The organism is Pseudoalteromonas sp. APC 3355 (assembly GCF_030407615.1).
Lineage (GTDB): Bacteria > Pseudomonadota > Gammaproteobacteria > Enterobacterales > Alteromonadaceae > Pseudoalteromonas > Pseudoalteromonas distincta.
In genome coordinates, this window is sequence record NZ_JASDDB010000011.1 from 1 (window position 1) to 18664 (window position 18664).

At 39.7% G+C, this 18664-nt stretch carries 14 protein-coding genes; 8 read left to right on the forward strand and 6 right to left on the reverse strand.

What is annotated here, in order from left to right:
* Positions 1–683: 683 nt before the first annotated feature.
* Positions 684–1607, forward strand: a complete 924-nt coding sequence (gene glsB, locus QMA08_RS14840; protein WP_002961081.1) for a glutaminase B — start codon at positions 684–686, stop codon at positions 1605–1607.
* Positions 1608–1643: 36 nt separating this feature from the next.
* Here the strand turns inward: glsB and QMA08_RS14845 are convergent, their stop codons facing one another.
* Positions 1644–2948, reverse strand: a complete 1305-nt coding sequence (locus tag QMA08_RS14845) for an inosine/guanosine kinase (protein ID WP_033021433.1) — start codon at positions 2946–2948, stop codon at positions 1644–1646.
* A gap of 178 nt (positions 2949–3126) precedes the next feature.
* On the opposite strand from QMA08_RS14845, the gene tadA reads away from it, so the two are divergent.
* Positions 3127–3642 (forward strand): tRNA adenosine(34) deaminase TadA, encoded by a 516-nt coding sequence (gene tadA, locus QMA08_RS14850; protein ID WP_002961078.1) that lies wholly within the window; start codon positions 3127–3129, stop codon positions 3640–3642.
* A gap of 2 nt (positions 3643–3644) precedes the next feature.
* Here the strand turns inward: tadA and QMA08_RS14855 are convergent, their stop codons facing one another.
* Together QMA08_RS14855 and mltF are read right to left on the reverse strand one after the other, a co-directional pair.
* Positions 3645–3812: a hypothetical protein gene (locus tag QMA08_RS14855; RefSeq protein ID WP_002961076.1), complete on the reverse strand. Its 168-nt coding sequence runs from the start codon at positions 3810–3812 to the stop codon at positions 3645–3647.
* A 164-nt stretch (positions 3813–3976) separates the two neighbouring features.
* A complete protein-coding gene (gene mltF / locus QMA08_RS14860) occupies positions 3977–5485 on the reverse strand; it encodes a membrane-bound lytic murein transglycosylase MltF (protein WP_188161820.1) in 1509 nt (502 codons plus the stop codon).
* A 211-nt stretch (positions 5486–5696) separates the two neighbouring features.
* Between mltF and purL the strand changes: the two genes are divergently transcribed.
* The 4 genes from purL (at position 5697) to QMA08_RS14880 (ending at position 12856) form a co-directional block, all read left to right on the forward strand.
* Entirely contained in the window at positions 5697–9587 is a 3891-nt protein-coding gene (purL, locus tag QMA08_RS14865; protein WP_290174808.1) for a phosphoribosylformylglycinamidine synthase, read from the forward strand.
* Positions 9588–9864: 277 nt separating this feature from the next.
* Positions 9865–12315 carry a YdbH domain-containing protein gene (locus tag QMA08_RS14870; RefSeq protein ID WP_290174809.1) on the forward strand — a complete coding sequence of 817 codons (2451 nt, stop codon included), beginning with the start codon at positions 9865–9867 and terminating at the stop codon, positions 12313–12315.
* A gap of 2 nt (positions 12316–12317) precedes the next feature.
* A complete protein-coding gene (locus tag QMA08_RS14875; protein ID WP_002961070.1) occupies positions 12318–12515 on the forward strand; it encodes a YnbE family lipoprotein in 198 nt (65 codons plus the stop codon).
* An 11-nt stretch (positions 12516–12526) separates the two neighbouring features.
* On the forward strand, positions 12527–12856 hold the full coding sequence (locus QMA08_RS14880) for a YdbL family protein (RefSeq protein WP_002961068.1): 330 nt from the start codon (positions 12527–12529) through the stop codon (positions 12854–12856).
* A gap of 48 nt (positions 12857–12904) precedes the next feature.
* On the opposite strand, the gene QMA08_RS14885 is transcribed toward QMA08_RS14880, so the two are convergent.
* Together QMA08_RS14885 and waaA are read right to left on the reverse strand one after the other, a co-directional pair.
* Positions 12905–13453 carry a DUF1415 domain-containing protein gene (locus QMA08_RS14885; protein ID WP_165729383.1) on the reverse strand — a complete coding sequence of 183 codons (549 nt, stop codon included), beginning with the start codon at positions 13451–13453 and terminating at the stop codon, positions 12905–12907.
* The gene (waaA, locus tag QMA08_RS14890) at positions 13450–14733 is read right to left on the reverse strand and encodes a lipid IV(A) 3-deoxy-D-manno-octulosonic acid transferase (RefSeq protein ID WP_290174810.1); all 1284 of its coding nucleotides are present in this window, start codon (positions 14731–14733) and stop codon (positions 13450–13452) included. The genes QMA08_RS14885 and waaA overlap by 4 nt, the downstream gene beginning before the upstream one ends.
* A 182-nt stretch (positions 14734–14915) precedes the next feature.
* Here waaA and QMA08_RS14895 point away from each other — a divergent pair, with 182 nt between their 5' ends.
* Entirely contained in the window at positions 14916–15506 is a 591-nt protein-coding gene (locus QMA08_RS14895) for an SIS domain-containing protein (RefSeq protein WP_002961065.1), read from the forward strand.
* On the forward strand, positions 15506–16945 hold the full coding sequence (hldE, locus tag QMA08_RS14900; protein ID WP_290174811.1) for a bifunctional D-glycero-beta-D-manno-heptose-7-phosphate kinase/D-glycero-beta-D-manno-heptose 1-phosphate adenylyltransferase HldE: 1440 nt from the start codon (positions 15506–15508) through the stop codon (positions 16943–16945). Before QMA08_RS14895 ends, hldE begins: the two co-directional genes overlap by 1 nt.
* A gap of 99 nt (positions 16946–17044) precedes the next feature.
* On the opposite strand, the gene QMA08_RS14905 is transcribed toward hldE, so the two are convergent.
* Positions 17045–18550, reverse strand: a complete 1506-nt coding sequence (locus QMA08_RS14905) for a capsule assembly Wzi family protein (protein ID WP_290174911.1) — start codon at positions 18548–18550, stop codon at positions 17045–17047.
* Positions 18551–18664 lie beyond the last annotated feature (114 nt).

Sequence of the window (18664 nt, forward strand, 5' to 3'; positions counted from 1 at the left end):
TGCCGAACTCAGTAGTGAAACGAAACAGCGCCGATGATAGTGTAGCATTTGCTATGTGAAAGTAGGACATTACCAGGATTTAATTAAGAGAAACCCGTTACAGCAATGTAACGGGTTTTTTGTTTTTTGAAATTAGTAAAACCCTGCACACTAAGAGGCGACACGATTATTAATAGTGTCGCATTTACTATGTGACTTTCCACCGCTGTGGGCACTACGACATTACCAGGATTTAATTAAGAGAAACCCGTTACAGCAATGTGACGGTTTTTTTGCTTTTTGAAATTAGTAAAACTCTACATACTAAGAGACGACACGATTAATAATAGTGTCGCATTTGCTATGTGACTTTCCACCGCTGTGGGCACTACGACATTACTAGGATTTAATTAAGAGAAACCCATTACAGCAATGTAACGGGTTTTTTGAAATTAGTAAAACTCTGCATACTAAAAGACGACACGATTAATAGTGTAGCATTTGCTATGTGGCTCTCCACGGCTATGGGCACTACCACATTATCCGAATTCAACTAAAAGAAACTCACTGCAGTAATGTGACGGGTTTTTTGCTTTTTTAAATTAAGAAAAACATCCCCCCTTTAAATTCAACAACAAAACTAGTTGCGTCTATTCGCGCGTGCTAAAATCCAATTTTTATGAATGATGATATAGAGGTCTAGTTTGCCTACAGCTGATTACCAAAAGGTGCTTGATGAAATAGCACATGAAGTACGCCCTTTATTATCACAAGGAAAAGTAGCTGATTATATACCGGCCCTTGCAGAGGTCGATCCTGAGCAATTTTCTATCGCTATTTATACAACTGATGGTAAGACTGTATGTGCGGGGGATTGCTCTCAACGTTTTACCATTCAGTCTGTTTCAAAAGTTATGACACTTACTATGGCACTGCAACGTTATGGTGATGAACTTTGGCATCGAGTTGGAAAGGAGCCTTCAGGTACTGCCTTTAATTCGCTTACACAGCTTGAGTTTGAAAAAGGGATTCCTCGTAACCCTTTCATAAATGCAGGCGCAATTGTAACGTGTGATGCGTTATACAGCCGCTTATCTGCACCAATGCACTCTATGCTCGAGACCTTTAGGTTGTTAGCTGGTAATAGAGGGATAGTGATTGATAAAAAAGTCGCTAATTCTGAGTATGAATTTAGACACCGTAATGCTGCTATGGCACATTTAATGAAGTCGTTTGGTAATTTTGAAAATGAAGTCGATGATGTTTTATGGTCTTACTTTAACTTTTGTTCTATTGAGCTCAACTGTATTGAATTAGCCAAAGCTTATAATTTTTTAGCAAATAAAGGTGTTGATAATCGATCGGGCGATCGTGTTTTAAGTAGCCGTCAAAATAAGCAGCTTAATTCGCTATTATTTACCAGTGGCTTATACGATGCTGCGGGGGATTTTGGTTACAGAGTAGGTATGCCAGGTAAATCGGGAGTGTCAGGGACTATTTTAGCCGTGTTACCAAATAAGTTTACGGTAGCTGTTTATTCTCCGGGACTTAATTCGTTTGGTAATTCGGTTGCAGGAATTGCAGCGTTGGAACTGCTATCTAAAAAGCTCGATATTTCTATTTTTTAGGAAGTTGATAGGGAGCAATACTTGCTCCCACCGTTATTATTGTTCCCAATAAACCTGTTCTAAGCAGTCTTCGCGTTCTGGTAAACCGCGAGATAAACGAGGAGAGTGCTGAACTAACACTTCATAACTAGCTCGGTTAGCATATTTACTAATTTGCGATAGTGACGAGTAAGTAATAGCTTGTTGCTGATGCTTAGCAGAGTTTGCCACATTAAGTTTATGATAAACATTTGCTGATAAGTCATGTAGCACAGCCGCTAAAGCACAATCGCCTGCACCATTGGTGTTTTTGATTGAATCAGGTCCACCCATAAATGGGGCTGTATGGCTATATGCTCTGATAGGCTCATCACACTCGGTTTTACGCATAGCACGTGAAAATTCGTAACGGTTAAAATCAGGTATGGCGCCTGGTAGTAAAGGGTATTCGGTTTCACGCTTTAAGCTTTCGTCTACGTAGCCGGCCATAAATAAGCCTTTTTCGCCAGCGGTGCAAATTACCAAATCCACCCAATCAAGTGCTTTATCGGCAGCTAGGAGAGGGTCTTCAAAACCTGTAATAGCTAACCCTTCTTCTTCGTTCATAGCAAGAATATCAACATGCTTTTCAACAAAGTTTGCCCACCAGGTCGGGTCTTGTTCAATTAAGAATTTAGTTCCGAGTGTAAGAACAACTGGCACACCTGCATCATTAGCGTATTTTACCGCTTGCATAGTCGCTTCAGTCATCGTTTCACTACCTTGCGTACGCATGAGGTAGGCACTGATCACTAATGCTGATGAATTTTCAATAAGGTTTTTATCGATAGATTCAGGACGTAAGTGATTCATTAGGCCCGCACTTATTGCAAAAGTACGCTCACCGGTTTCATCAATTAATGTAAAACAACGACCTATAGGCCCATCTACTGGTTGAAGATAGTTTAAATCTACACGGCTTGAGGTATTACATAAAAAGCGGTAAGCATAGCTACCTATTTTTATATTTTCGCTCATTACGCCTAATAAAACTGAGCGATCATCTGCAAGTACAGAGTAGTTGTGCATAGTGTTACCAATGGTCCCACCGGCAAACTCAAAATCAACCATATCGTTTAATTTTAAACGATCGTATAAGGCGTTCGTTATGTCGCTATCAATAACTTGTGACATACCTCTACGTAGTTGAAATTCGTCAAGGAAAGCTTGATCAACTTTTGCCTCTATATCAACAACGATCTGGTCGATACCCGTAATATAACTACGTTGTAATCGCTCTGTTGCGTTAAGTTGATTGGTAAGTGGATCTTTGGCTTCCACTGGAAAATAATGTTTATGCCTGCGGCGTCCAGGAAATTTCATTTGCTACCCGTGTTGTGAGCTAAATAAAAAAAGCGTGAGATTATAGCGTAAATCCACACGAGTGAGCCATTACAAACAGGTAAATATCGTTTTATTTTTGCAATAAAGTAATGAATGACGCACTTTAGAGTGCTAACTAGGTATAATTACAGCATAAAAAGTTATTTAAGTAGAAAGAATGAACGAGCCATTTAATGATTCCTACTGGATGGAGCAAGCGCTTTTGTATGCAAAGCAAGCAGAGTTGCTTGATGAAATTCCGGTTGGAGCGATTGTAGTCAAAGATAACCAGCTAATTTCAGTCGGGTACAACCGTTCAATAACCGATAACGACCCATCAGCCCATGCCGAAATGATTGCAGTGCGAGAAGCTGGAAAAGTCCTTAACAATTACCGCTTAATTGATTGCACACTATATGTAACGTTAGAGCCTTGCTCTATGTGTGCGGGATTGTTAGTGCATAGCAGAATAAAGCGTTTAGTATTTGGTGCCCTCGATGCTAAAACTGGGTCTGCAGGTTCAATTATGAACTTATTACAAGAGCCGAGGTTAAATCATCAAGTAGAGGTATGCGGTGGTGTTTTAGCACAACAGTGCGGTGATACTATTTCGAATTTTTTTAAACGTAGAAGAGCGCAAATTAAAGCAGCTAAGAAAGCTGCTCGTGATGAACAAATAAATAAACCTAGCTAGAGTTAACTAGCGATTGGCTCTATTTCTGTTTCAGCCATTTGTTGCATAGCAAACATTCGGCGGCGCCAGATGATTTTTTTGTGCAGTTTTCTTAGCATAACACGACGACGTGTGGCTGTTGAATAAATCACATTGCGTTTTAATTTTTGTGTGCGTCTACGTTTTAGCATGTTTTCTCCTAATGCAAGAGTGAGAAAGGCGCAGGGTATATCTTATAAAATAATAATATACAAGTAATACACATTAGTGATCATTTGATGACAAGTAAACAGATATTTAATTTACTTAAATTTTGCTTACTTGCTTGCTCAAAAAACTGATACCTATACAAATCTTAGTTATTGTTTTCACTCGGTTGTTCGGGCTCAATTATAGGCTGTTGTTTTTCTGTTTGCGCTTCATCTTTGTTACTTTTTTCGTCACTTTCTTCATTTAGCTTTGGCTCGGTATCAGTGCTCTGCTCTGTGATTGGTTCTGGTTCAGGTTCTACAGCAATAGCATTATTCTCATCTAGCCAAACAAGTGCATCGTAATAGCGACGAATATTATCAACATATTTAACCGCTACATCGCCACGCGCATAACCATAGCGAGTTTTACGGTAATAGCGCTTTTTAATTAACAGCGGTAAGCGTTTTTTTACATCAGCCCATTTATCAGGGCTTGCGCCTTGCTGCTCGGTAATTATACGCGCGTCGTTAACGTGCCCCCAACCTACATTGTAAGCCGCTAGTGCAAGCCATGTTCTATCTGGTTGAGGAATTCTATCAGGAATACGCTTAATCAGTTTACTTAAATACTTACCACCACCGCGAATATTTTGCTCTGGCTCTAAGCGGTTGGTAACACCTACTTGTTTTGCTGTACTGCGGGTTAGCATCATAATACCGCGAACGCCTGTTGGCGATTTAGCGCGAGGATTCCACATAGATTCTTGATAGCTAAGTGCCGCTAATAAACGCCAATCAAGGCTACCAGCATATTGTTCAAACCATGGTTGGTATGTTGGTAAGGTTTCTTTGATAGCTTCGATATAAGCAAGGGTATTTACATAGTTAAATTGGCGCACGTGGCCAAAGTATTTTTCTTCAAGTACGTAGAGCTGATTACTCTGTTTTATATCGCCAAAAAATGGCACTAATAAGGAGTATAAAGAATCATCTTTTGATTTATTAAGTATCCATGCAATCGGGTCGTTATGACTAACAGAAAAACCGATACTTAAATTTGGATGATAACGTCGAAACAGCGATAGGGTATGCGTATCAGCGAGTGTGTAATCTATCTCGCCATCAATAACTGCTTGAAGTAGTTCTTCTTCATCAAACTCTTCGCTTTCTATCCAAGTAAGATCTGGATTGTTTTTTTTCATTTTTTGCAGAGTAAGCGAATGACTACTTTTAGCGATAACAGTAAAGTTGCCATCTAAGTCGGCAAACTCTCGAGGGCGAACACGTCCTTGCTTATAAACTAACTTTTGGCTGATTGTTCTGTAAGTTGGTCCATAACGGTATTGCTCTGCACGGGTTTTATTATAGGTAAGTCCTGAGGCAATTAAATCTAAATCACCGCTTTCCAGGCGTTCAAACATATCGGATAAGTTAAAAAATGGCACTATTTCAAGCTCTACACCTAGATATTCAGCAAATGCTTGAGATAGCTCATATTCAAAGCCTTGTTCACCTTGAACGGCTTGATAATAATTACTAGCACTTGCAAGTGTACCCACACGTATTTTGTTTTGCTCTTTTATTTGGGCGAGTTGAGTTGGCTGCTCTTGCATATCACATGCACATAACAGCATAACTAAAGTAATGATTATTATTAGTTTTTCTTTGAACATTGAGTGCCCCTTAAGCTCGCCAGCCACCGTTATAGCAAAACTAAGCCATCGCGTCACTTTACCTTTTATTTTATTAACCAAAAGAGGCTATAAATAAAGCTAAAAAGTTAATTTTATGAAAAGCGTAATTTTGAGTTAAATCTGAATGCTAATTGGACTATAATGCGTGCCTAAAATATCGTTCAATCCCTAACCCCGGATGAAATTACCTATGTTGATCCTTCGTGGTGCACCAGCACTTTCAGAGTTCAGAGTTAATAAAATTTTAGCGCGTTGCCAACAATCGCAACTTCCAGTCACTAACGTATACGCCGAGTATGCTCACTTTGCCGATTTAACATCGCCGTTGAGTAGCGCTGAGCAAACCAAGCTTGAAAAACTATTAACTTACGGTCCAACTATTGCTGAGCATACCCCAGCTGGCAAACTTGTACTTGTTACACCTCGCCCAGGTACCATTTCACCTTGGGCATCTAAAGCTACCGACATCGCCCACAACTGTGGTTTAAAGCAGGTTCACCGTGTTGAACGTGGTATTGCTTATTATGTTGAAGGTGATTTAAACGCAGAGCAACTTGCACAAGTAACTGCGTTATTGCACGACCGCATGACTGAAGCCGCACACAATGAACTTGAAGATGCGGCTCAGCTGTTTCGCAGTGATGCCCCACGCCAAATGTCGTCTGTCGATATTTTAGGTGGTGGACGTGAAGCACTAGCAACAGCCAATGTTGAGCAAGGCTTTGCGCTTGCTGATGACGAAATAGACTACTTAGTAGAAAATTTTACAAAGTTAGGACGTAACCCTAACGACATCGAATTGTTTATGTTTGCACAAGCGAACTCAGAGCATTGTCGCCATAAAATATTTAATGCTGACTGGACAATCGATGGTAAAGAGCAGCCAAAATCGCTGTTTAAAATGATTAAAAATACGTTTGAGCTAAATCCTGAAAATGTATTGTCGGCTTATAAAGATAACGCGGCAGTAATGAAAGGCTCAAAAGCGGGTCGCTTCTTCCCAAATGCGCAAGGTGAATATGCGTATCATCAAGAAGACATTGAAATACTAATGAAAGTTGAAACTCATAACCACCCAACAGCTATTGCGCCATTCTCAGGTGCTGCTACAGGTTCTGGTGGTGAGATTCGCGATGAAGGCGCAACGGGTCGTGGCTCTAAGCCAAAAGCAGGGTTAGTTGGCTTTACTGTATCAAATTTACGTATTCCAGGTTACGAGCAACCGTGGGAAAGCGATTTTGGTAAGCCGGGTCGAATTGTAAACGCACTTGATATAATGACAGAAGGTCCACTAGGTGGCGCTGCATTTAATAATGAGTTTGGTCGTCCTAACTTATTAGGCTACTTCCGTACTTACGAAGAAAAAGTAACAAGCCATAACGGTGAAGAAGTACGTGGTTACCATAAACCAATTATGCTTGCCGGTGGTTTAGGTAATATTCGCTCTGATCATGTTCAAAAAGGCGATATTCCTGTTGGCGCTAAGTTAATTGCGCTAGGCGGACCTGCAATGAACATTGGTTTAGGCGGTGGTGCTGCATCAAGTATGGCCTCAGGTCAGTCAAACGAAGATTTAGACTTTGCTTCAGTACAGCGCGAAAACCCAGAAATGGAACGTCGTTGCCAAGAAGTTATCGATAAATGTTGGCAGCTAGGTGACGAAAACCCAATTGCATTCATCCATGATGTAGGTGCCGGTGGTTTATCTAATGCGTTTCCTGAGCTTGTTAATGATGGCGGACGTGGTGGTAAATTCCAATTACGTAGCATCCCTAACGATGAGCCAGGCATGGCACCACACGAAATTTGGTGTAATGAATCACAAGAGCGTTATGTACTCGCTGTTGGCGTAGAGGATTTTGACCGCTTTGAAGCAATTTGTAAGCGCGAACGTGCCCAGTACGCTGTTATTGGTGAAGCAACAGCTGAACCTCACTTAACAGTGTCAGACAGCCACTTTGAAAATAACCCTGTTGATTTGCCGCTGGACGTATTATTAGGTAAAGCACCTAAAATGCACCGCGATGTAACGTCAAAGCAAGTTGTTGGCAAAGCGCTTGATATCACATCAATAAATGCAGCAGATGCAGCGCAGCGCTTAATGCGTTTACCTACCATTGCAGAAAAAACATTCTTAATAACAATCGGCGATCGCTCAGTTACTGGTTTGGTGGCGCGCGACCAAATGGTTGGTCCTTGGCAAGTACCTGTTGCTAATTGTGCAGTAACTGCGGCAACGTATGATACTTACCACGGTGAAGCCATGTCACTTGGTGAGCGTACTCCGGCTGCATTACTTAATTACGGTGCATCTGCTCGTTTAGCTGTAGCGGAGTCGTTAACTAATATTGCCTGTGCAAACATCGGTAGCCTTGAAAACATTAAGTTATCGGCAAACTGGATGGCAGCAGCGGGTCACCCAGGTGAAGATGCTGGTTTATACGAAGCGGTTAAAGCCGTAGGCGAAGAGCTTTGTCCTGCGCTTGGTTTAACGATTCCAGTAGGTAAAGATTCTATGTCGATGAAAACGACATGGAAAGATGAAGGTGACTCACAAGAGAAGTCAGTAACATCGCCGCTTTCACTGGTTATAACTGCGTTTGGTCGTGTTGACGACGTACGTAAAACAGTAACACCACAACTGCGCACAGATAAAGGCGATACATCGCTTATATTAATTGATTTAGGTGCGGGTAAAAACCGCATGGGCGCATCAAGCCTTGCGCAAGTTTATAAGCAATTAGGTGATGTAACCCCTGATGTTGATAGCCCAGAGTTATTAAAAGGCTTTTATAACGCAATGCAAGCGCTTGTGGCTGATAGTAAGTTACTTGCTTATCATGACCGCTCAGACGGTGGTTTATTTACCACGGTTGCTGAAATGGCGTTTACGGGTCATACCGGTGTAACGGTTGATTTAGCAGCTTTAACAGGTTCTGACATTGAAGCGCTTTATAACGAAGAGCTAGGTGCAGTAATTCAAGTTGCAAATGCTGATTTAGATGCAGTGAATGCGGTGTTTGAACAACATGGTATAGCAGCAATTAGCCACAACATTGGCACGCTTAACAGTGACGATACGATTATATTTAACCGTGGCGAAAATACGGTACTTAATCATACGCGTACTGAGCTTCGTACTATTTGGGCTGAAACAACGTATCAAATGCAAGCACGCCGTGACAACCCTGAGTGCGCTAAGCAAGAGTTTGATGCTAAATTTGATGCAAAAGATCCAGGCTTAAACGTAAAACTTAACTTTGATTTAAACGAAGATATAGCAGCGCCATACATTGCAACCGGTGCTAAACCGCAAATGGCTATTTTACGTGAGCAGGGTGTTAACTCTCATTTAGAAATGGCGGCAGCATTTAATCGCGCAGGTTTTGCAGCCGTTGATGTACACATGAGCGACATTTTAGAAGGTCGTTTAACACTAGAGCAATTTAAAGGTTTAGTGGCCTGTGGTGGTTTCTCATACGGTGACGTACTTGGTGCGGGGGAAGGCTGGGCTAAGTCTATTTTGTTTAACGACATGGCACGCGATCAGTTCCAAAACTTCTTCCACCGTGAAGATACCTTTAGCTTAGGTGTATGTAACGGTTGCCAAATGTTATCAACGTTAAAAGAGTTGATCCCTGGTACTGAACATTGGCCGCGCTTTGTAACTAATAAATCAGAACGTTTTGAAGCACGCTTTAGTTTAGTAGAAATACAAGAAAATCCGTCTGTGTTCTTTAACGGAATGGCTGGCTCGCGTATGCCTATAGCGGTTTCTCATGGTGAAGGTCATGCTGAGTTTGCAAACGATGCAGCCACTAAAGCGGCGCTTGATAGCGGCACTGTAGCGGTTAAGTTTGTAGATAACTACGGTAACCCTACAACGCAGTACCCAGCGAATCCTAATGGTTCTCCAGAAGGTATTACCGGTATTACGTCAACTGATGGTCGTGCCACTGTAATGATGCCGCATCCAGAACGTGTATTCAGAAGCGTTGCCAACTCTTGGCACCCTGATGAGTGGCTCGAGGATAGCCCGTGGATGCGTATGTTCCGTAACGCACGTAAAAACGTAGGTTAATTATATTTACGTTTATACAAGTTAGATTCATAATCTTACTGTAAAATAAAAAAGGCTGCATTGTGCAGCCTTTTTTGATTATACCAATCTGCTTATATATGGGGTCTATTTAACGTTAAGAAAATTACGCTAGAACTAGGCAAAAGTTTTTATATCTAGTTGTTCTAAATAAAAAACTTTTAACGACGTTATAGTGCAATTTAATTCGTTAAATTGATCAAAGATTTATGCAGGTTGGTATTAGTTTAGCTAAAAGCACAAAGCATTTAAGGATAGTATGTTTAAGCGAATTGGTTTAATTGTTGGAGCTGTATTACTAAGTACCTTGCTGCTTAGTTATGTATTTCGCTTGCCGTTATTACAATGGGTTATAGCGCCTGAGCTCAAAAAAGCAGACATTACGTTAAGTTGTCTCGATTTTTCAATTACGTCTAGCTTAAATATTCATGCTGATAGAGTGTGTTTAAATTATCAAAATCAACAATTACAACTCACTGGTATTACTGCAAATACAAAGCGTGTAGATATTGAAAATGCAGTGCTAACAGTTAATCCACTCCCTAAAAGTGATAATGCTAATCAGCTTGCTAAAAATCTCGATTTAGCACTTCCCTTAAATCGCCCATTAATCAATATTAAACAGCTTGTAGTAAAAAGTGATGAGCTCAATAAGCCACTTAAAATAAGCATATTAGAACCCGAACTAAATAAATTTAATGTCTCAGGTGATATAAACGCAAGTGCAATTTTGACTGCTAATAAAGTAAGTGGTCAGTTTGAAATTAATGACACTTTTTTAAAGCACGTTATAAACACTAAAAATACATTAATAGCAGATTTTAACTTTAATACTCAGCAAGCATTTAGCTTTGATGGTATAGAACTTGAGCTAAATGGCGATATTAGATCCCAGTTTGCTCACACGTATGAGCAGTGCAAAGTTAACGTATTAACCACTGGTAAATTGGCGACGCGTTTTAATTTAAATAGCCAAGCGTTAATGTTTAATACCGATTTGCTTAATAACAAAATTAATTTAACACCAAGCTGTACTGAGTTAATTCCACCAAGTGAATATGCAGGCTTTATTAGCAAACAAGTTCCTTTAAATTGGCAACTTAAACTCCCTCAATCAATTAGCTTAGAGGCTAGTGAGCTCAGTGTACCTGCAATTAATTTGGTAAGCGTGGGCGATAAGCAATTTGATATTTTAATAACAGATACAACACTAAATATTACATCTCCATTTGAAGACTTACAGTCAACTTTATCAGCTCAAATAAATACACCCGATATAAATAATATTAACGTTAATGCTCAGTTATCTGGCGCTGCGATTAAAGGCGATTACGCCGTTATGCTTGAAAATTTACCTGAGTTTGTACCCGCAACAGCTGATGGGCTTAGCCTTAGTGGTCACTTTAATATAAGTGAGTTTATAGACTCAAAAGCAATTGGGCTTATAAATGCTAAATTAACGCTTAATAGTGTAGATGCGTTTGATATAAGTGCAGTGCAATACCAAGGTGATTTAACAGCAAAAATGGATAAACAGTTAAACGCAGAGGTAGCGTTAACTCAGCAATTAAAAAGCGCAGAATATAAAGAATTTAAAGTCACAGATATAAGTAACACATTAACAGCAAATGCTAATTTAGGCGTAGGTGAGTTATTTGCTGATCTAACAGCAAAAACGAATATAAAGGCTGTTAATAGCCCCGACATAAAACTTAATAATATAAAAGTAGAGTCTACGGGCTTGCAAAGCCGTGCACTAAAAGCTACGCATCACGCATTTATAAACGATGTTGAGTTAGTGATAAATCATCATGTGTCGTCGCAAGCTCATCCGTTTGAAGTGGTTATTCCTGAACAAAGTGCGCTGTCGTTAAATGCGTTTATTAGTCAATTTGAGCCACTTGCACAGTTAACAGAGGGCGAATTTAATGGCTATATTAGTGGCGATATAAACTTACAAAATGCACTGTTCAATATAGGGATTAGCCATACAAATGCATTGTATAACGATTACCTTGCGAGTGATTTAAACAGTGTATTTAGCGGGGAATATAATTCAGGTAAGCTTAATGTAAAACCAACTACCTTTAATTTAAATGAATTTAGAGCAGGTGCTGTAGTTAAAGCGATTGAAGGTCAATGGCAAGTTAATAACAATACCGCGCTTATAAATGATGTAAAAGGAAGTGTGTTTGGTGGCGAGTTTTCATTAGGTAGCTACACAGTAGGGAAGCCAAACCAAGTTGCTAATGTTAAGTTTGAAAACATTGATGCAAGTAAACTCGTTACACTCGACGATAAGTCGGGCATTGTATTAACGGGGCGCTTGGCGGGGTCTTTACCAGTTCACTTTGATAGTGGAAAAATTGAAATAATTGACGGTAGCTTATTTAGCCAAGGAACAGGTAATTTAAAAATTACCAATAATGCCGCGTTTGATTCAGTAATGCAGCAACAGCAAGAGTTACAACCTGTGTTAGGGCTATTAACTAATTTAGATATTCAAAAACTGAATAGCAGTGTGGCACTAAAAAATGATGGTTGGTTAAAACTAGGGGTTAATTTGCAAGGCTATAATAAAGCAGAGCAGCAGCAGGTTAACTTTAATTATAACCACGAAGAAAACGTATTTACACTTTTGCGTGCACTGCGTTTAAGTGACGAAATTACACAAAAAGTTGAGCAACAATACTCACAAAAAGGAAACTAATAATGAGACAGTCGTTATTGATAAAAGTACTGCTTGCGCTGGGTGCTATTAGTGCGCTAAGTGCTTGCACGCATCGTGTTGAGGTGTCTGCTAAAGAGCCCATTACTATTAATTTAAATGTGAAGGTCGATCACGAAATTCGCGTAAAAGTAGATAAAGAACTCGACAATTTATTTAGTGACGACAGTGAGTTATTTTAAGGAGCTAGAACATGAATACGAAGAAAAAATTAAACATTATTACGTTAGTTAGTGCAGTATGTATGTCGTTCTCTGCGTGGGCTATTAGCCTTGATGACGCTAAAAACCAAGGTCTAGTAGGTGAAGATAGCTCTGGTTATTTAGGGCTTGTTGTACAAAACGCAGAAGCAAAAGCCGTTGTTGATGATATAAATGCAAAGCGTAAAGCGCAGTACTTAAAGTTGGCTAAAAAGAATAACTTGTCACTTTCACAAGTAGAAGCGCTTGCTGCTGCTAAAACAATTGAAAAAACCCAAAGTGGTCATTACGTTGAAGTCAATGGTAACTGGGTTAAAAAATAAGCGTTTGTTATTGTCTTGTTTTGCACAAACCAAAATAAAACCGAGCATTTAAGCGCTCGGTTTTTTACAGCCTTCAAGTAACTGCTGCCAAAAATCAATCCCCTTACGCCTTGCTAGATTTATATTATGCTCAGGAATAGATTCAGGCTCGTTATAACTATCAAGTGCTTCGCTCATACTTGCTTCGCGGATTAAGTGCAATGTAGGAAAGGGCGCTCTATTTGTGTAGTTTGCGGCATCGGTTTCATCGCTATCAGCAAATACGTAGTCAGGATGAAAATTAGCGATTTGATACTTACCTTCAAAGCCCTGCGCGACTAAAAGTGCATTAGCTAAATCGACCAAGTCTAAAAAGTCTTCAAAGTCACTAAAGCCATTGTCAAACATGATAAGGGTTGTTTCGCGCTCTGGTTCACGGTCAAGCTCAACACATTGCTCAAGCATATCCATTACAGCATCATCCATACTCGTTGCTGGACTTACGATGTAATGAATACAGTTATTTTCTACTTCTTTTCGAGCAAACGGGCAAAAGTTATATTTAACAATAACAGATGACACCCATTCACGGGTTTGGCTTATAGCTATGTTGGTCACGGTTTTGGCTCTAAATATTGATTAATAATGTTAAGTGTTTTTTGTATAGCACCTTGGTTTTTAGTTACGCATTGCGCAGCTTTAATACCTAAGGTTTGGCACGCTTTTGTGTTTTGGCTAAACGTTATAAGCTGCTTTGCGAGTTCGTCGTTACTATCAACCACTACAGCACCTTTGAGCTTTGTTAGCTCGGGATAAACATGGTCAAAATTGTATGTGTGTGGACCTGTTATTACACCTACCGAAAACGCTGCTGATTCCAGTGGGTTATGCCCACCTCTGCGAATTAAGCTGCCACCAATAAAGCTCACATTTGCAGCGCCATATAAACACTGTAATTCACCAAGCGTATCAGCAAGAAGTACTTGCTCATTATTATAGTTATTTTGGCTACGACGGCTAAAGCTAAGTGGGCTTTGCGTTAAAAGCTCAGCCACTTTGTCAAATTGCTCTGGATGGCGCGGGGCAATTATAAGTAATGCGTTCGGTTGTTTTTTTAGTAACTCTTGATGGGCTGAAAGTACCAGCTCATGCTCAACAGGATGTGTTGAGCCTGCCACCCACACAAAGCGTTCATTACTACTATAAAGCTGTTTAAGGTTGAGTACTTTAGCTAGTTGCTCTTCACTTGGTGTTATATCAAATTTTATTGAGCCTGTTACATGGCTTTTTGAAGCTTCAAGACCAAGTTCAATAAAGCGTTTAGCATCTGTTTTATTGTGACTCGCAAGTACCGTAATTGAGCGCATAATAATATGCGTTAATTTAGCGACCTTTTGATAGCCCTGCTGTGACTTCTCTGAGAGTCTTGCATTGATAACAAGTACTGGTATGTTTTTTTTGTGACTTATCGCCATTAAATTTGGCCATAGCTCGGTTTCTAAGATACATAATGCTTGTGGCTTTATACGCTTTAAAAATCGGGCTGTCGCAAACGGAAAATCGATTGGTAAGTAGCTACACGCCACAGAGTTTTTAAACTGGCTAAGTATTTGCTCTCTGCCTGTTGGAGTATTACAGGTTATAAGTATATTTAAATTTGGATGCGCTTTTTGCAAAGCTTTAATAAGTGGCATTGCGGCAAGCACCTCACCAACAGATGCACAATGAAAAACTAAAGGTTTGGTTTTAACCGTAAATAAAGACTTACTGACAAACCCAAAGCGCTCTTTAAAGTGTGCACGATAGCCTTGGTTTTTTTTACCTCGTAAAATATAGAGATAAAATACAATCAGTGGGCTAATAATAATTAATGCGAATGAGTAAAAAATGCGTGCCATACTGATCTTTCTTAAAGGGAAGTGGTGTTAGTTTACCGTGAAATAGCCGTTTTCTAAACATACTCGTTATAAAATATGGTCTGGGTTCAGTTATAACCCGATAAAATACACACAATTAAATAAAATTATGGAATAATGAATTTAATTTTTCCTGCCATTTCAGTTCCAAGAGGAATTTTTTCATGTCAATTATCGATTCAGTGGCAACTAGCTACGTTGAAACATTAAACCGTCATCAGGCATTATTTGAAACGATGGAGGCTTATCATCAAGAATCTATGCAATTGTTAGAAGCATGCCATAGTGCATTACAAGCTGGTGGCAAGATTGTTTGGTTTGGTAACGGTGGTAGTGCAGCAGATGCACAGCATTTAGCTGCAGAATTTGTAGTGCGTTATAAGTTAGAACGTGGTCCGCTTGCTTCAATGGCATTGACCACCGACACCTCTATTTTAACAGCGCACAGCAACGATTATCACTTTGATACGGTGTTTGAACGCCAAGTTCAAGCGTTATGTAAGCCAGAAGATTTAGTTATTGGTTTAACCACATCAGGTACTAGTAACAATATTAATTTAGCATTGGAAGCTGCAAATAAACTAGGCGCTTTTACTGTGGCATTAACTGGACGTGATGGCGGCAAAGTAAAAGATATTGCTAAGTTACCTATTATTATAAAAAATGACGAAACAGCACGTATTCAAGAAGCTCACATGTTTATAGGTCACTGGTTATGTGAAGCCATGGATATGGTTGTTGCGGAGCAGCAGTAATGGATTTATCGTTATTAAAAAACTTATCAGCGGCACGAATATTAGTTGTTGGCGATGTAATGCTAGACCGCTATTGGTATGGTGATACAGGTCGCATTTCGCCAGAAGCGCCAGTACCGGTTGTTAAAGTGAGTAAATTTGAAGACAAAGCGGGCGGCGCAGCTAACGTTGCAAAAAATATAGCGCGGTTAGATGCAAAAGTTGGCTTACTGGGCTTAATTGGTGAAGATGAAAGCGGGCAGATTTTAGAGACTATTCTAAAAGGTGAAAAAATAAGTTCACAATTAGTCAGTGTATGTGATTTACCGACTATTTCAAAAATGCGTGTTATTAGCCGCCACCAACAACTGGTTCGTCTTGATTTAGAAGAAACATTTACCGAGCAACATAGCCAACTTTTATTAAACCGTTTAGAGCTTGTACTTGATGAATACGACTTTATTGTGTTTTCTGATTACAGCAAAGGATCTTTAAGCTTAATTAAAGAGATGATAAGTCTTACTAAGGGCGCCGGAAAAACCGTTTTAATTGACCCTAAATCGCCAGACTTACACTTATACGAAGGTGCTGATTACATTACGCCTAATTTACATGAGTTTAAGTTAGCGGGTGGTCAAACCGATTCAGAAGCAGCTTTAGCAGCAAGTGCGCGTGATTTAATAAGCAAAAATGGCATTAAAGCCATGTTACTTACGCGTTCTGAGCAAGGTATGTCGCTTATTAGTGCAGATGAAAAGTTTGATTTTGCAGCGCAAGAGCTTGAAGTAAGCGATGTAACCGGGGCTGGTGATACGGTTATAGCTACACTCGCGGTTATGCTTGGCGCGGGCATGGAACCAAAAGATGCTGTCGAAATTGCTAATTTAGCCGCAGGTATCGTTGTGAGTAAGTTTGGGGCTGCAACTGTCTCGCCAGAAGAGCTAAGCCGCAAGCTTGGTCAGTATTTACATACTACGGGTGAGCATTATCAAACACCATTTGATGATGTACTTCAGCATATTGAATTTGCAAAACAAAACGGCGAAACCATTGTATTCACTAATGGCTGTTTTGATATTTTACATGCTGGGCATGTACGTTATTTAGCGCAAGCTAAAGCACGAGGCGATAGACTCGTTGTTGGATTAAATAATGATGAATCAATTACGCGTTTAAAAGGGGCAGAACGTCCTATTAATCCACTAGATGAGCGTGCGATGGTACTTAGCGCACTTTCATCTGTTGATTGGGTTATTCCGTTTGGTAGCTTAGATGAAAACGACACTCCCGCTAAATTAATTGAGCAGATAAGCCCTGATATTTTAGTTAAAGGTGGCGACTACACCGTTGAGCAAATAGCGGGTGCTGAGCACGTACTTCGCCATGGCGGAAAAGTTGAAGTGCTTGAATTTTTAGATGGGTGCTCAACATCAAAAGTAATTAGTAAAATTAAACAGTAATTATAGATTAAGTTTACTTAACAAATACAAAAAAGGGATGAAAACACTGTTTTCATCCCTTTTTTACATTTAATACGTTACTTTATTAATAGTAACGTATTAAAAGTTATATTCGTACTTAGCAAATGCTGATGTATCGTTTTCAGCACCGTCGTTGTTAGATGCAAAAGCACCTAAAGTGACTCGCCCTCCCATCGAAAGCATTCTATAACGAAGCTCTAATTGCTTACTATTAAACCCTGTTTTAGTAATTGTATTTCCTAAGTCTGGATTGTTAGGATAAAGGTCACGGTTATCGCTGTTGTAATCAACACTGCGTAATTTTACCTGCCAATCGTCTCCATTAGATAACTGACCTAATAGGGTTAAAACAACTGACTGTGCATCGTTATCATAAGTAGAGCCAATAGTGCGACCGTGGTAACGGTAACCCGATTTGTAATCTGAATGCTCATAGTAGCAATTTTCATTGGTAGACTCTGCTGAACATGAAACACCTGTGTCTATGTACTCTACATTTATTAATAAGTTTTGATAATATACACGTTGTGTTGTCTGTACACCAAATAAGTAGGCTCTATCAGCGGGTTTAAATTGTGAACTGGCATCTTCGCCAATCGTACTGGCATAAACAGCATAAGGTTGGTTGAAAAGTGTATCTGACCAGCGAATATCTATGCCAGCTAATTGATTACCTATTTTTGACTCTAATTGGCTATCGCAACTAACATTGCCATCAATACATGCTGTTTGCCCAGTTATGACATCAATAAAATCACCCGCAGAGCCCGGTTGTCCGTCACCTGCCCATTGCGCAGACCAGCTAACAGCAATTTCTAATTGTTGTATTGGGCGTATATTTAATCTACTGCTCCAAAGTAAAGCATCAGGAATTACACGTGTAGACTCAAGTTTAGCCATTTGTGCGGTAAAGCCCCATTGACCAATCCAGCTTAACCATGGTGTTTCAAAAGCAGTACTTTTTTCTCTGGTTACACTTAGTGCAGGTAAAGGTTTCGCATTACCAGACATAATTAAGCTGTTATCAACACCAGGTCCCCAAAATTGCTCAACAGCACCGGCTCTAAAAATCCAGTTACCTAAACGGTAAGCTAAGTAACTATCGTCAAGTGAGGTATCGTTACAATCGGTTAAAGCTTGCTCATCGGTAACTATATCGTCAGTCGTTTTTCCATCAACTAAACATTTTTTACCGTCTTTTCTGTAATTTATAGCTACTTTAGCTGCAAAGTTATCGCCTAAATAAGCGTAAGCTGCTGAAAGCTCTGTTTCTTGTGTATTTGTTGCACCAAAGCTTGTTGCTATGATCGGATCTGTGGCTGCAAAAGCTGATAATTGAAGACTATGCGAGCTGCTATTTTCTGATTTATATCGATGCTTAACGCGAATTAAAGCATCTTGCAAGCTTGGAGATAATTGCTCAAGCGGCATGCTTTGCACATCACTTATAAAACTTTTCCACATAAGCGGATAGGTAGTTACAGGAGCTAAAATAACACCGGCATCAGCTAATTGTTGAATATCAGCTCTAAGACCGTAATCATCGGGTTTTACCCATGGCTCAGCATTAACTGACGCGCTCATAGCGCAAAAAAGAGAAGAAAGAAGAAAAATTCTGTTTCGCAAAGTTCAGATCCTTGTGATTTAGATTGCGGCTAAGTTTATCAACCTAAGCTTGTTATTGCAGTAAATAATCAA